This window comes from Brevibacterium sp. HMSC07C04 (assembly GCF_001815905.1).
Lineage (GTDB): Bacteria > Actinomycetota > Actinomycetes > Actinomycetales > Brevibacteriaceae > Brevibacterium.
In genome coordinates, this window is record NZ_KV823236.1 from 58874 (window position 1) to 73735 (window position 14862).

Below are 14862 nucleotides of genomic sequence, written 5' to 3' on the forward strand. Positions count from 1 at the left end.
GCTTCAGACCAAAGGAGGTGGGTTACACGTGCGTAAGTACGAGCTCATGCTCATTCTGGAACCGGAACTCGAAGAGCGTTCCGTGGACTCCACTGTTGAAAACCTGCTCAAGGTCGTTGCCGCTGACGGCGGAACGGTCGACAACGTGGACGTGTGGGGCCGCCGTCGCTTCGCCTACGAAATCAACAAGAAGACCGAAGGCTACTACGTAGTCGTCGACTTCACCGCGAAGCCGGAAACCTCACACGAACTCGACCGCCAGCTCGGCCTCAACGAGGCTGTTCTGCGCACCAAGATCCTTCGTCCCGAAGCTCAGTAATCACTTTCGAACAACAGACAGCGTTCAGCTAAGGAGTCAGAATGGCCGGAGATCCAGTAATCACACTCGTCGGCAACCTCACCTCGGACCCTGAACTTCGGTTCACGCCCAACGGTGCTGCGGTTGCCAACTTCACGGTCGCTTCGACTCCTCGCATGTTCGACCGCAAAGCCGGCGAATTCCGCGACGGTGAAACCCTCTTCATGCGCTGCTCCCTGTGGCGCGATGCCGCTGAAAACGTAGCTGAATCACTCAGCCGCGGCACCCGCGTGATCGTTCAGGGGCGGCTGAAGTCGCGTTCTTTCGACACGAAGGAAGGCGAGCGTCGCACCGTTATGGAACTCGACGTCGACGAAATCGGCCCCAGCCTGCGCTTCGCAAAAGCACAGGTGTCCAAGGTCGAACGCTCTGGTGGATTCCAGGGCGGCGGTCAGCAAGGCGGTTATGGCGGCGGTCAGGGCTATGGCGGCCAGCAGACCGGCGGCGGTTGGGGCCAGCAGGGCGGACAGCCCGGTGGTGGCCAGGGCGGCTACGGCGGTGGTCAGCAAGGCGGCTTCGGCGGCCAGCAGAATGACCCCTGGGCCGCATCCGATCCCAACCAGAATCAGGGCGGTGGCGGCTGGGGAAGCCCCACTGAAAGCGAACCCCCGTTCTGATCCGCTGCTTGACTTCTAGCGTTTAGCTTCTGCGCCGTCTGTTTCGACGCATATTTTCAACAGGAGTTTAAAAATGGCAAAGCCGGAAATCCGGAAGCCGGTGAAAAAGAAGGTTAACCCGCTGGGTGCGGGTGAGACCTCCTACATCGACTACAAAGACACTGCAACTCTGCGTAAGTTCATCTCCGACCGCGGCAAGATCCGTGCTCGCCGCGTCACGGGTGTGACTGTGCAGGAACAGCGCAAGATCGCCAAGGCTGTTAAGAACGCCCGCGAAATGGCGCTGCTGCCCTACACGAGCTCAGCTCGCTGATCGGAGGGGTAACGAAAATGGCAAACATCAAACTCATCCTGAATCAGGAAGTTGACCGCCTGGGCGCTGCTGGTGACGTCGTCACCGTTCGCGCTGGCTACGCTCGCAACCTGCTTCTGCCCCGCGGTTGGGCTCAGCCCTGGACCGCAGGTGCCGAAAAGCAGGTTGAAGCACTGCGCAAGGCACGTCAGGCTCGTCAGATTGCTGACCGCGAAGAGGCAATCGCCCTTAAGGAAAAGCTTGAGGCGACCACCGCTCGCATCGAAATGAAGGCCGGCAAGGGCGGCCGTCTGTTCGGTGCCGTCACAACCACCGCAGTTGCTGACGCACTGAAGGAAGCCGTCGGTCACGAATTCGACCGCCGTCAGATCGCCCTGCCCAAGCACATCAAGGAGGCCGGTTCCTACACCGCGACCGTCCGCGTGCACGACGAAATCACCGCGAACGCCAAGTTCGACGTGATCGGCAAGGCCTGATTTTGGCTTAGACGGGCCGGGGCGCTGAGTTGCAGCCTGCTGGCTTAAAGCAGAAGCCGGGATTGACACCGTTGGGTGTTGGTCCCGGCTTTTGCGTTGCGCGGGGTTGGTGGGTTGGGTTTGGGCTGGTTGGGTGGCGTTGCTGGGCTGGACTTGCGCTTTAATGCGCTTTTGCGCGTTAAAGCGCTGCATTAGCGCGTGACTTTGCATTACTGCGTGAGTCTGGCCGTCGGAAGGGCCGCCACCACCGCCCGCAAGCCCGCCAAACGCCCACTACTCGGACACTTGCGCACACCAAGGCGTGATGTCTGCCACAATGAGCCGGTTAACAGAAAAGGGAAGGGCAACTATGAGCACTCCGTCTGCAGCGCAGAGCCGAAGGGCCGCACTGGGTTCATTCGTCGGCGCGGTTGTCGAATGGTACGACTTTCTGCTGTACGGTTTGGTCGCGGCAACTGTGCTGGGGCAGGTGTTCTTCCCGGAGTCGAGCCCCATCGCTTCGCGCCTGGCGGCATTCGCGACCCTGGGTGTCGGCTTCCTGTTCAGGCCTTTGGGCGGCATCATCTTCGGCCACTTCGGTGACCGTATTGGCCGTAAGCGGATGCTCGTGTGGACCATGACCATCATGGGTGTTGCGACTGCTCTCATCGGCCTTCTGCCTACGTATGCGCAGATCGGCTGGGTGGCTCCGCTGCTGCTGGTGGTTTTGCGCTGCGTGCAGGGCATGGCTGTTGGCGGTGAGTGGGGTGGCGCGGCGATGCTCGCCGTTGAAAACGCTCCGCGGGGTCTGCGTGCACTGTTTTCATCAGGTGTGCAGATTGGCTATTCGGTGGGTCTGCTCCTGTCGACTGCGGCGGTGTCGATTCTCAACAGCGTCCTGTCTGACGAGGCGTTCACGGCATGGGGCTGGCGCATTCCGTTCATCTTCAGCGCTCTGCTGGTGGCTTTGGGCCTGTGGGTCCGCGCGGGTGTTGAAGAGTCCCAAGAGTTCATCCAGGTCGAAAAGCGCCTGCAGCAGGAGGACGAACCTAAGCGTTTGCCGCTGCTGGAGGCGGTGCGCCGCTACCCGGCCCAGCTGGTGCAGATCATCGGTCTGCGGTTCATCGAACTGTTCTCGATGTACGTTGTGACAACCTTCGCGCTGGCCTTCGCGGTCGACAACTTGGGCTTTGAGCGCCAGACCATGCTCAACGTCAATCTGTTCGTTGGCGGTTTGGGCATTCTGACGATCCCGCTGTTTGCCTACCTCGCCGACAGGTTCGGCCGAATGCGCGTGTACCTGTTCGGTGTGGTTGTCGGTGCAATCTTCGCGTTCCCGTTCTTCTTCGCCCTGGATAAGGGTGCGTTCATCGGCATTGTCATCTGCGCGATCATCCTGGTGAATATCGCCCACGATGCTGTGGTCGCTGTCCAGCAGCCGCTGTTCGCGTCAATGTTCCCGGCTGAGTTCCGCTACTCCGGTGCTGGCACCGCTTACCAGGTGGCGGCTGCGATTGCCGGTGGTTTCACGCCGTTTGTTGCCACCTGGTTGGTCGCCCTGGGCAATGGTTCGTGGCTTGGTGTGGCGATCTACCTGTTGGGCGGCTGCCTCATCTCGGGGCTGTGCGGCATTTGGGTTGCGCGCACGCACCGTGAAGTTGACTGAGTGGCTGACCGGTGCCGGCCAGATGAATAACGAGGTGCCGCTGCCCGGTTTCTGAACCTCCCCCTCGTGAGGGGGCGTAGCCTGGGAGTGACCTGCCGGTGTCGTTGGGAAGTGGAATGCGGCGGATATGACTGTGACTGCGCCGATCGTTGTCGCGTTGATCCTGGCTTTGCTTGTTGGGGTGACGATTGGGCTGTTCGGCGGTGGGGGTGGGATTCTCACGCTGCCGATCCTGACCTATGCGGCGGGTTTCCCAACGGAGCAGGCGATTGCGATGTCGTTGTTCATTGTGGGAACAACGTCGCTGATCAGCGCGGTGCGGCATGCGTTCAGCCATCGGGTGCAGTGGAAGATCGGGACGGCTTTTGCGCTCGGTTCGATGCTGGGTTCGTTTTTCGGCGGGAAGCTGTCGGGGTACCTGCCGGGGACTGTGCTCATGCTGATCTTCGGGACTGTGATGTTCGCTGCTGGTGTCGGCATGATTCGCCGCCGTCGAGGTGACACTGTTGAACGCCGTCCAAAGGTGTGGCTGGTGGTTGTGCTGGGCACGATGATCGGTGTGATTGCCGGTCTGGTCGGTGCTGGGGGAGGGTTCCTCATTGTGCCAGCGCTCGCCCTGGTGGGCGGTTTGGGTATGAACTTTGCGGTGGCCACGAGTGTGTACATCATTGCGCTGCAGTCAGCGGCCGGTCTGCTGGGTCATGTGCGGCAGACGGAGATCCCGTGGGTGTTCACGCTGGTGTTCACGGGACTGTCGATTGTGGGTTCGATGATCGGGGCATCGTTCATCGGCAACGTGCCCGAAAAGAAGCTCAAGAAGGGCTTTGGAGTGTTCGTCCTGGCCATGGCGGTGTTCGTGCTGGGCGAGCAGATTCTGTCGGCGGTCTAACTTATGTCAGTGCCTGCGGCTACTGTGTGAGCATGAGCACATCAATCCGTGTAGTCGGGGCAGTCATTCACCGTGAACGCCAAGTCTTGGCGTGTCGGCGGAAACCGGAAAAGTCTGCCGGTGGGCGGTGGGAATTCCCTGGTGGAAAGGTCGAGCTCGGAGAAGACCCTCGGGTGGCTCTAGCGCGCGAACTCAAGGAAGAGCTCGGATTGACCGATGCGGTAGTCGGCGACCTCGTCACACGCGAAGTGACCCCTGTCGGCACCAATAACATCGACCTTGCCTGCTACTGGGTGACAACCTCAGCAGATATTTCTTCGAGCACGGACCACGATGCTTTTCAGTGGCTGGCGCCCGAAGAATTTGCGACTGTCACGTGGGCAAAGCCCGATCTTCCCGCTTTGCGAACAATTGAACAGAACGGGTTCCCGGTGGAAGGCCAGTCATGAACGTTCCGGAACTACAGCCAGGCCTGTACGAAAGCCTTGTGACCACGGGGCTTGAGCGTGTTCTGCAAGAACATGAAGACGAGCTTAGAAACGCTGTGCACAATATCGATGAAGCTGACCTTCCGCACGTTTTGTCCCGCTATGTTGCGCAGCACGTGGAACAGGAACTAAAGGCACTGAAGACAACGGAGCAGCGTGTTGAGTTCGTGAACGCCATCCTCGCGAGCATTCGGTCGCTACCACAGGACGGCCAGCTGTCTACGAATCACAAACCTAGGCAGTTGCGAGGTGTGGCCCGGCCTCCTCATGCACTACCTAATCCGCCGAGCACGCCTTTGTCGGATGTCGCACTTCTTACCAACGCTAAGGGCGATCCACAGCTTGGGCCCGAAATCAGGCTCGAAATGCAGAGTGCAGATCGGGTCGACGTCATCATGTCGTTCATCAAGTGGTCCGGTATCCGTGTTCTTGAAGACCAACTGCTTGATCTGCGGCGTAGAGGAGTGCCGGTTCGCGTACTCACAACCACCTATATGGGTGCCACCGAAAAGAAGGCGCTCGACTTCCTGGTCAACAAATGTGGGGCCGAAGTCCACATCAGCTACGACAACAAGACAACCCGGCTGCATGCCAAGGCATGGGTCTTTCATCGGAAAACTGGTTACGACACCGCGTACATCGGAAGCTCAAACCTGAGCCATGCGGCAATGGTCGACGGTCTGGAATGGAATGTTCGTGCCTCGCGAGTACAGACACCGGAACTCGTCGAAAAGTTCGAAACGACTTTCGAAAGCTACTGGCAGTCGCCGATGTTCGAACCATATGGCCCAGAAGCTGACGGTGAGCGGCTCGAAAAGGCGCTCAACGAAAGTTCAACGAACAAAACCCCGGTTTCGTTGTTGGCCAGTTCGCTCGACGTTCGGCCCTACCCTCACCAGGCCATCATCCTGGATGACCTCCAACACGAACGCCAAGTTCTAGGCATCCACAAGAACCTCGTGGTCGCTGCAACTGGTACTGGTAAAACCGTGGTTGCAGCACTGGATTACCGCAGACAGTGCGAAGACACCGACGGGCCGCGTCCGCGCTTGCTGTTCATTGCTCATAGGCAAGAAATTCTTGAACAATCCCTACGAACGTTCCGCGATGTCCTAGGCGACGGTTCCTTCGGTGAACTTTTCTGCAGCGGGTACCTACCAACCACATGGGACCACGTGTTCGCGTCGATTCAGTCGTTCTCAAAAGAAGAACAGCTCTCTCGCTTCGACCCAGGCCATTTTGATGTCATCATCATCGACGAATTCCACCACGGGTCGGCAGTTTCGTACAGCAGGCTCATTAGCCACTTCACTGAGTACCGCGAATTTCTAGGCCTCACCGCGACCCCCGAAAGGGCGGACGGGCAAAACATCGTTGCGCACTATTTCGGCGGCCGCATCGCTAGCGAACTCAGACTGTGGACAGCGCTCGACAACGACCTCCTGGTGCCGTTCCACTACTTCGGAGTCGCTGATGGTGTCGATGTTTCTCGCGTCCAGTTCACGGCCGGCGGATACAGCGTTGCCGGCCTGAACAAGGTATACACGGGCAATGACGCCCGCGCACGGAAGATCATTGCGGCAACTAACGACATCGTCTCTGACCCGAGCACCATGAAAGCTTTGGGCTTCTGTGTGTCTGTAGAACATGCCGAGTACATGGCGCGAGTCTTTAACGAAGCTGGAATCCCATCCGAAGCGGTCACCGGACATACGGATCCGACTATTCGGGCTGAAGCGATCGACAAACTTGCTCATGGCGAACTCAATTGCCTCATGGCTGTCGACGTCTTCAACGAAGGCTTCGACCTTCCCGCGATCGACACCATCCTCATGATGCGCCCAACCCAGTCGGCCACCATCTTTATTCAGCAGCTGGGCCGCGGACTGCGCCGAACTCAAGGTAAATCTGTCCTCACGGTCCTCGATTTCGTCGGTCATCAGCACAAGGACTTCCGATTCGACATCAAACTACGTGCTCTCACGGGTCAAGGGCGAAAAAGCCTTCAGCACTCAGCCAAGGAAGGGTTCCCATTCCTGCCGGCGGGATCGCAGATCGTGCTCGACTCAGTGGTCCGGGAAGAGGTTGTGAACAACCTCAAGAGTCAGTTGGACATGAAGATCGGTGCCTTCCTGGTGGATGTTCACGAACACTCTTCGGAAATCGAAAGACAGCAAGGTCTGCGGTTGAAGGAGTACCTCGACCGGACGGATCGGGGTCTTTCGACTGTGTATAAAGCCAGCGCCAAACGCACGTACAAAGGTGTTTCTGGGCCTAACTCATGGAGGCAGTACGAAGCGTGGGCTAACACGCGACGCAGCTTTAACCCCAGTGTTGCCGAACAGCTTCTGCTTGAACGGATGCGCAGTTTCGTGCACGTTGATGACCCCGATCGGTTCCGCGGCTATCGTCGAATTCTGAACGCAGACGCCGTAACACCCGAGCTTGCGCGGGACCCGCTGGCAATCATGCTCTATTACTCGTTCTGGCCAAGCGGGCATTCGGAGGGCATCGAAGTAGGCCTCGAACGACTCCTGCGGGCGGACTATGTGCGTGACGAACTGGATCAGATCATTGAGTTCCAAGAGTCCCGTTCGCGGGTAGTGCCACAACCCTTAAGTGGTGGTCTGGAAACTCAACCGGTACGCAGTCACGCAACCTACTCACGCGAAGAACTGCTTGCGGGCCTTGGAGTGGGGTCAATAAACAGTGAAAAACCCGGCAGCATTCGTGAAGGCGTCAAATGGGTGCCCGAACTGAAAACCGACATCCTTCTGGTGACTTTGAACAAGTCGGCAGCTGACTATTCGCCAAGCACCATGTACCGCGACTACGCATTGACGGAAACGCTCTTCCACTGGGAATCGCAAAGCCTGACGCGGGCGGAATCACCTACCGGACAGAGGTACATCAACCACGAACGCGATGGTTCAAACGTCGTGCTGTTTGTGCGTGAATCCAAGGTCGGTGAGATCGGCACCGAACCGTACACCTGCCTGGGTAATGCGCGGTACGTCAGTCACGAGGGCGAAAAACCCATGCAGATCGTGTGGGAACTTGAACGACCAATGCCAGCGCGGCTCTATGAGATCGCTAAGGCCGTTCAATAGGCTTTATGGAGGCGGCACTCACCCCCAGTAGATGAGCGGTCCAGCGCTCGCCTGCATCTCACCTGCCGTTTCTAATACAGGCGCCAAACAGTGACCACCAGTGCGGGTCACTTGGTCAAATGCGCTGCCAATCCGGCCATGACAGCCGTCTGTCGGGGCAGTCCGCTTACGGTGATGTGCTCGTGCCGGGCGTGCGGCCCGGCACCGATACCGCCAAGGCCGTCGATCACCGGAAGCCCCAAGGCTGCAATGAAATTGCCATCGCTAGCTCCGCCTACGGGCTTTGTCGAAATCGTGCTGCCCAGCTCATTGCCGATCGCTTCGACGACAGCGACCAGCTCGTTGACCCGCTCACTCGGGTTCATCGGCGGGCGATTGCGATCAATCTCGGTTGTGACGGTGCAGCGGCTGTCGTATGGCGAAAGATCTTCCAGCTCCGCTACAACACGGTCTTCTTCATCAGCGTCCTGTATGCGAACGTCAACTTCACACCGTGCTGTACCGGCAACAACATTCCTGCCGGAACCGCCGTTGATGATCCCAACATTGATGGTCGTTCCCTTTTCCGGGTCCGCAAGGTCCGCAACTCGGCCAACAAGCCGGGCGAGTTCATGGATCGCGCTTGCGCCCTTTTCTGGATCGAGGCCAGCATGCGATTCGACTCCCTGAACCGTGATGTCGGCCATCACCGTTCCCTTTCGCTGTACCTTGATATCCCCTCCGGCGCTTGGCTCAGCAATCAAGGTCAGAAGGCTTTCGGATGCCGCATCTTCAATATGCTGACGGCTGGCAGTAGAGCCGATCTCTTCATCGCCGGTCAGCAGCAGGCGGATTGCAGGATGCGGTATCGCCAATTCCCGCAGCGCGGTGACCATCCATATGGTCTGCACAATTCCGGCTTTCATATCCAGAACGCCCGGGCCGGTCAGAACGTCGCCCTTACGGGTCAACGGCCAATCAGCAAGTGTGCCTTCTGGCCAAACAGTGTCGTAGTGGCAGACTGACAGCAACGTGCCCTCAACGCCGGGCGACCCTTCCCATGTGAGATCAAGGACGTCACCCCGATCCCCGCCATTGTGGAGCTGGCGTTTGGCTGGCGTGCCAAGGCGCTGCTCGACAAAAGGCTCAAATTCCCGGAGAAATCTGTCCAAAAGTCGACGATCGCTGCTCGGTGTTTCGAGACTGACAAGCCGGTCGAGGTCATCGAGGACAGCTTCGATGTTCTTTTCGACAAAATCATGCACTGCACGTACGTGCGACATAGAGCTATCTCCTTTCACAGGCAGCGAAGATCAGCGAACCGGCACACCGGGGCCCAGCGGCAGGCCGAGGGCGTACCAGAGGGCGAAGAAGGCAAACCAGCCCACGAGCATCGCCACAGACAGCGGCAAGGTCAGAGAAAGCAGAGTGCCGATCCGGGCGCGCGAATAGTACTGCTGTACATAGCCGAGCGCCAAGGCGAAGTACGGGCTCATGGGGCTGATGATATTGGTCGGCGAATCGCCGATGCGGAACAGCATCTGAGTGACTTCGGGCGACACGTCCAACAGCATAAACATGGGGACGATAACCGGGGCCATCAGCGCGTACTGCGCGGATCCGCTTGTGATCAGCAGATTCAGCAGCGCCACCAGAAGCACCAGCCCGGCGAACATCACCAGGGTCGGCATCTGTGCTTGCTGCAGAAGTTCAGACGCCTTGATCGCAATGATCGGCCCAATATTCGACCACTTGAAATAGGCCACGAACTGCGCGGCGGCAAAGAACAGAACCATGACGGGGGCCAGGGAAAGAAGGCCCTTGCCCATCATCTCCGGAATGTCCTGCGCTTTGGTGATGGAACGGGTCACAAGACCGTAGACCACACCAACAACTGCAAACATCAGCGCGATGGGCACGACAATGGCGCTCAGCAGCGGACTGTCGAGAATTCCCTCTTCGCCATGGAAGATGGAATTCGGCCACAGGAGGGCGGCAAGGTAGACCGCGAGGAAGACGAAGCCGACGATGAAGGCCAGGATGACTCCGCGCTTCTCAGCCGGGCTAAGACGGAAATCATCCGCTGAGGCAGCATCTTCGTGAGGCTCGTCATCGATCATGTCCTTCGTGGTGCGAACCAGCAGCAGCTCAGTGACCAGTGTGACGATCAGAGCAAGGACGATCGCAGACGCTATTGAGAAGAAATAGTTGGCAACGGGCGAAACGGTGACGGATTCGTCGATCAGCTGAGCGGCACTGGTGGAAAGCCCAGCCAGAATTGCGTCAGTGGCGGTGACAAGCAGCGAAGCGTTGAAGCCGGCACTGCACGACCCGAATGCTACAACCGCACCCAGCACAGGTGAACGTCCCGCTGTCTTAAAGGTGACGGCGCCAAGCGGAATGAGCACGACGTAGACGGCATCAGAGGCGACCGAACCAGTGACCCCGGCAAGGGCAAGAACGAAAGTCAGCCACTTCGGCGAGACCCTGGCGACCACGCCGCGGATGGAAGCGGAGATGAGGCCGGACTGTTCGGCGACTGCCACTCCTAGCATCACGATGATAATCAAGCCAAGGGGAGGGAAGCCGGTGAAGTTCGGCACGGCTTCCGTGATCATCTTGTTGATGCCGTCTGGGCTGAGTAGGTTGACGACGGCGACTTCCTTGTTGTCGGCCGGCGAAACTGCACTGACTCCCAGCTTCGAAAGAAGGGCGCTCAGCAGAAGGGTGATGACCGCAAGCCCGGCGAAGAGCCAAAAGGGGTGGGGCAGTTTGTTGCCGGCCCGCTCAATTCCAGTCAATAGGTTGACAAGCCACGTGCCGCGTTGCCTTTCGGTGCCTGTCTGCGTTGATGACGACATCGTATTCCTTCGCTTTGGCGGACGGATTGCGGAAAGCCTACCGGAGCCGTCGGCCTGCTGCTAATGAAATGAAATATTCTTTCCGCTCAGTTGAAGCCTCCCTATGCCGCCGTTCAGACCACCCAAACCTGAGCGCCAGCGCACTGTCCTTGCTAAAGTTGCGCCCGTACGACAGGGGAGCGCCTCGGATCAGACCTAGAGATCCGAACAAGGGCGCTGAGAGTGCGATGCCGCAGACCCTCGAACCTGCCCGGTTAGCACCGGCGAAGGAAGTCGAGCACACTCTTGACCCCTCCTTGCCTTGAGGAGGACTCATGACACAGGACAACCGTGTCCAAACCGGACACCAAGCCAACCCACGAAACCACACCAACCCAACCACCGCCTCGTCAGCCCAGCCACAGAACCCGCACTCACAGCGCCCGCAGACAAAAAGCGGCCTGCGCTGGCGGACCGTTGACATCATCGTCACTGTCGTCATCGCTGTGGCTGTCGGCGTCGTCTTCTGGGCAGTCGCCGCCATCTGGGGCGTCTTCGAACTCTGGACCGTCGCATTCCCACCGCTGGTCGGCCTGTTCGGCGGCATCTGGGTGCTTGCAGGGCCACTCGCCGGAATCATCGTCCGCAAACCCGGTGCGGCCATCATCGCCGAAACCCTCGCCGCCGCCGTCGAAGCAGTACTTGGGTCCCACTTCGGCGCAACCGCCATCATCTCCGGGCTCCTGCAGGGCGCCGGCGCTGAAATCGTGTTCCTCGCCTTCTTCTACCGCAAATGGAACCTGCCGGTCATGCTCCTATCCGGCCTCGGCGCAGGTGTCGCCCTGGTGGTCGGCGAAATCGTCATGTACTACGCCAAATGGGCTATGACATTCAAGGTCGTCTACGCCGTGTGCGGAATCGCATCCAGCATTATCATTTCCGGATTGGGTGCATGGCTCCTGTGGAAGGCAATCGTGCCCACCGGCGCACTGTCAGCCTTCGCCTCCGGGCGGACGACAACCACACCCCGCCAGCACACAACCCCCAACCGCACATGAGCTGAAAGACCCCGATGACCCACACCGCACACACCACGCCCACACGCAGCCTCACATGGCGCACCGTTGACATCATCGTCGCGGCAGTACTCGCCGTCGCGCTCGGTGCTGTGTACTTCGCGTGGACGTCCCTGCGGCCCATCATCGACGTCCCGTTCAACCTCGTGTTCCCACCCACCACGGGCCTGGTCGGCGGCCTCTACCTGCTGGCCGGGCCCGTGGGGGCACTCATCATCCGCAAACCCGGCGCCGCAATCGTGTGCGAACTCATCGCTGCAGCAACCGAAGCCCTCCTGGGTTCGGTCTTCGGTCCGGTCATCCTGTTCACCGGCCTGTGCCAGGGCATCATGACCGAACTCGTCTTCGCCCTGACCCGCTACCGCCGCTACACCCTCGGCATTTCCGTACTCGCAGGCCTCGCACCGGCCATTTCGGTGTCCATCACCGACAACATCTTCTGGAACGCCGGCTGGGCCTTCGAATGGCAGCTGGTCTTCGCCGCATGCGCCCTGGTCTCAGGGCCCGTATTCGCCGGCCTGGGCGGCTGGTTCGTCTACCGCGCCATCCGCCGGACCGGAGTGCTGACCGGATTCGCATCCGGCACCGATCCGCGCCCGAGGCGCCGCCCACCTCACGCCGCATCCTCAGCTGAAGGTGCGGGTCACCGGGGGAGCCCCTCAGAAAGCGAAAGTCCCGCAGATAAGTGACCACCACCTCGTCATCTCGACCCGCGGCAGTGTCCGCCCGCGGGTTCACCTGGTACCACTCCGGCCGTTCAGAACCGGCCGTTTCCGACCTCGACCTGGAAATCCCAGCCGGGCAGAAAGTTCTGCTGGTCGGTGGTTCGGGTGCTGGAAAATCCACGTTCCTCCACGCCGTTGCCGGTGTGCTGCCCGATGAATCGGGCGAACAGTACGGCGAACTCCTTGTTGACGGCCTCCCACCGGACCCTGCCCGCGGAGTCTCAGGGCTTGTCCTGCAGGATCCCGATTCGCAGGTGATCCTCGCCGAAGTCGGCGACGATGTGGCCTTCGGCATGGCCAATGTCGGCATTCCCGCAGACAAAATCGCCCGCCGAATCCCCGAGGCCCTCGACATTGTGGGCCTCGACGTCCCACTGACCCACCCGACGGCAGCTCTGTCCGGCGGGCAGAAACAGCGCCTGGCCATCGCCGGGGTCGTCGCCATGCAGCCGGGCCTGCTGGTACTCGACGAACCCACCGCGAACCTCGACCCGGCAGCCGTCGAATCCGTGCGCGACTCCATCATCGCCGCACAAGAAGCCACGGGTGCGACCATGCTGATCGTCGAACACCGCCTGCCGGTGTGGACCGAACACGTCGACCGGATTGTGGTTCTGGGTCCAGGCGGTGTTCTCGCCGATGGCAGCCCCAAACACATCCTGGCCGACAGCGCACTGCGCCCCACACTGGAAGCAGCCGGACTGTGGCTGCCCGATGCCGCCCTGCCCATGCCGTACGCGCCGAGCATTGGCGAAACACTCATGAGCGCCGACGGCCTTGGTGTTCAGCGCGAAGGCGGCGAACCGGTCGCCGAACTGACCGCCGACATCCACGCCGGAACAGCGCTCGCCCTGACCGGCCGCAACGGTGCAGGAAAATCAACCACTGCGCTCACGCTTGCCGGTCTGCTCAAACCCGCATACGGCCAGCTTGCCGCAGCCCAGCAGCTGACCACCCTAGGCGGCACCGTCCGCCCACCCAAACACAGTGACCCTTTCCGGTGGAGCTCGCGCGAACTCGTGCCCCGCATCGGCATGGTGTTCCAAGAACCCGAACACCAATTCCTGCGGGCCACTGTCCTGGACGAATTGCGCTTCGGCCCACAGCGCGCCGGCTGGGGCCCCCGAGCAGCAGACGAACGCGCCGAACAGCTCCTGGCCGCGCTGCGCCTAGAACATCTGGCTGACATTCACCCGCAGCAGCTCTCCGGTGGTGAAAAACGCCGCCTGTCAGTGGCCGCAATGCTCGCCGCCAGACCGCGCATCCTCATCATCGACGAACCCACCTTCGGCCAAGACGCCCGCACGTGGCGAGCGCTCGCCGAACTTGTCATCGACGAACTGCGCGCCGGCCAAGCGGTCGTCACGGTCAGCCACGACGAAGCCTTCATCAACACACTCGGGGCGGTGCGCTGTGAATTCGCCTGACAACACTCCAAACAACGCCACCGCCCAGCCAACCCCCACCCCCGGTGAGGGTGCGGCGGGAAGCCCGGCGGCGCCTCGTGCGGTGATCCTGCCCAGGTCTGCAGCCCCCGTCCAGGTGGACCTGCTGGTGCCCATCCGCCGGCGCACCGCGTTTGTGCGCGCCAACCCGCTGTCGAAAATGGCGCTCGCGTTCATCCTCATGTGCGGTGTGCTGTTCAGCATCGACATCGTCAGCGCATCCGTCATGCTGGCCCTCCAGGTGCTCCTGCTGCCGCTGACGGGCTTGCGGATCGGCGCGATGCTCAAACGCCTGTGGTTCCTGCCCGGCGCGGCACTCATCGCCGCCTGGGCCACAACCATCCTGGCGGAGAAAACCGGCGACGTGCTGGTGCACATCGGCCCGCTGCTCATCACCACCGGATCGCTGGCATCCGGTACCGCCATCGGCGTCCGCGTGCTGGCGCTCGCCCTGCCCGGAGTGGCCATCGCATCGACCGTCGATCCCACCGACCTGGCCGACGCCCTGGTGCAGAAGCTGCACCTGCCGGAGCGGTTCGTCATGTCAGCGCTCGCCGCCACCCGCCTGGTCACGCTGTTCACTGCTGAATGGCAGACGCTGTCCTTTGCCCGCCGCGCCCGAGGTGTCGGCCCCGACACGCTGCTCCGCCGGCTGGGCGGGGTGGTCCCGGTGGCATTCGCGCTGCTCGTCCAGGCGATCCGCCGCGGCACCCGCCTGGCGATGGCCATGGAGGGCCGAGGTTTCGGCACCAGCCGTCGCACCCAGCTGCGCCAGTCGCGCTTTTATGCGCGGGACGCTGTGATTGTGGCGGTTGGGGTTCTTATGAGTGCCGCAGCCATTGGTGCGGCTGTAGCGGCAGGGACGTGGAATCTGATTCTCACATGAGGCGGCTGTGGCTGG

Annotated in this window: 14 protein-coding genes and 1 riboswitch; of the genes, 12 read left to right on the forward strand and 2 right to left on the reverse strand. The window is 60.7% G+C overall.

Annotated elements, in window-relative coordinates; translation table 11 throughout:
- Nucleotides 1–28 precede the first annotated feature (28 nt).
- The 8 genes from rpsF (at nt 29) to HMPREF3162_RS01385 (ending at nt 7896) form a co-directional block, all read left to right on the forward strand.
- Nucleotides 29–319 carry a 30S ribosomal protein S6 gene (rpsF, locus tag HMPREF3162_RS01350; RefSeq protein WP_019174235.1) on the forward strand — a complete coding sequence of 97 codons (291 nt, stop codon included), beginning with the start codon at nt 29–31 and terminating at the stop codon, nt 317–319.
- Between the two features lie 41 nt (nt 320–360).
- A complete protein-coding gene (locus HMPREF3162_RS01355; RefSeq protein WP_070575978.1) occupies nt 361–975 on the forward strand; it encodes a single-stranded DNA-binding protein in 615 nt (204 codons plus the stop codon).
- A 73-nt stretch (nt 976–1048) separates the two neighbouring features.
- Nucleotides 1049–1288, forward strand: a complete 240-nt coding sequence (gene rpsR / locus HMPREF3162_RS01360) for a 30S ribosomal protein S18 (RefSeq protein WP_070776683.1) — start codon at nt 1049–1051, stop codon at nt 1286–1288.
- 17 nt (nt 1289–1305) lie between these two features.
- Nucleotides 1306–1764, forward strand: coding sequence for a 50S ribosomal protein L9 (rplI, locus tag HMPREF3162_RS01365; protein ID WP_070575975.1), 459 nt, complete (start codon nt 1306–1308; stop codon nt 1762–1764).
- 349 nt (nt 1765–2113) lie between these two features.
- A complete protein-coding gene (gene shiA, locus HMPREF3162_RS01370) occupies nt 2114–3409 on the forward strand; it encodes a shikimate transporter (RefSeq protein ID WP_070575972.1) in 1296 nt (431 codons plus the stop codon).
- Nucleotides 3410–3536: 127 nt separating this feature from the next.
- On the forward strand, nt 3537–4298 hold the full coding sequence (locus HMPREF3162_RS01375; RefSeq protein ID WP_083318860.1) for a sulfite exporter TauE/SafE family protein: 762 nt from the start codon (nt 3537–3539) through the stop codon (nt 4296–4298).
- 32 nt (nt 4299–4330) lie between these two features.
- Nucleotides 4331–4747, forward strand: a complete 417-nt coding sequence (locus HMPREF3162_RS01380; RefSeq protein WP_070575969.1) for a (deoxy)nucleoside triphosphate pyrophosphohydrolase — start codon at nt 4331–4333, stop codon at nt 4745–4747.
- Nucleotides 4744–7896 (forward strand): DEAD/DEAH box helicase, encoded by a 3153-nt coding sequence (locus HMPREF3162_RS01385; protein WP_070776684.1) that lies wholly within the window; start codon nt 4744–4746, stop codon nt 7894–7896. The genes HMPREF3162_RS01380 and HMPREF3162_RS01385 overlap by 4 nt, the downstream gene beginning before the upstream one ends.
- 107 nt (nt 7897–8003) lie before the next feature.
- Here the strand turns inward: HMPREF3162_RS01385 and HMPREF3162_RS01390 are convergent, their stop codons facing one another.
- Nucleotides 8004–9158: a M20 family metallopeptidase gene (locus tag HMPREF3162_RS01390; RefSeq protein WP_070575963.1), complete on the reverse strand. Its 1155-nt coding sequence runs from the start codon at nt 9156–9158 to the stop codon at nt 8004–8006.
- 30 nt (nt 9159–9188) lie between these two features.
- Entirely contained in the window at nt 9189–10736 is a 1548-nt protein-coding gene (locus tag HMPREF3162_RS01395) for an AbgT family transporter (RefSeq protein ID WP_070776686.1), read from the reverse strand.
- 163 nt (nt 10737–10899) lie between these two features.
- A riboswitch (TPP riboswitch) is annotated at nt 10900–11025 on the forward strand.
- A 25-nt stretch (nt 11026–11050) separates the two neighbouring features.
- On the opposite strand from HMPREF3162_RS01395, the gene HMPREF3162_RS01400 reads away from it, so the two are divergent.
- Genes HMPREF3162_RS01400 through HMPREF3162_RS01415 form a run of 4 tightly spaced genes read left to right on the forward strand, consistent with a single transcriptional unit; the run spans nt 11051 to nt 14847 of the window.
- Entirely contained in the window at nt 11051–11773 is a 723-nt protein-coding gene (locus HMPREF3162_RS01400) for an ECF transporter S component (protein WP_083318861.1), read from the forward strand.
- 14 nt (nt 11774–11787) lie between these two features.
- Nucleotides 11788–12480 (forward strand): ECF transporter S component, encoded by a 693-nt coding sequence (locus tag HMPREF3162_RS01405; RefSeq protein ID WP_070776690.1) that lies wholly within the window; start codon nt 11788–11790, stop codon nt 12478–12480.
- Nucleotides 12477–13943 (forward strand): ABC transporter ATP-binding protein, encoded by a 1467-nt coding sequence (locus tag HMPREF3162_RS01410; RefSeq protein ID WP_070776692.1) that lies wholly within the window; start codon nt 12477–12479, stop codon nt 13941–13943. Before HMPREF3162_RS01405 ends, HMPREF3162_RS01410 begins: the two co-directional genes overlap by 4 nt.
- On the forward strand, nt 13930–14847 hold the full coding sequence (locus tag HMPREF3162_RS01415) for an energy-coupling factor transporter transmembrane component T family protein (RefSeq protein ID WP_083318862.1): 918 nt from the start codon (nt 13930–13932) through the stop codon (nt 14845–14847). Before HMPREF3162_RS01410 ends, HMPREF3162_RS01415 begins: the two co-directional genes overlap by 14 nt.
- Nucleotides 14848–14862 lie beyond the last annotated feature (15 nt).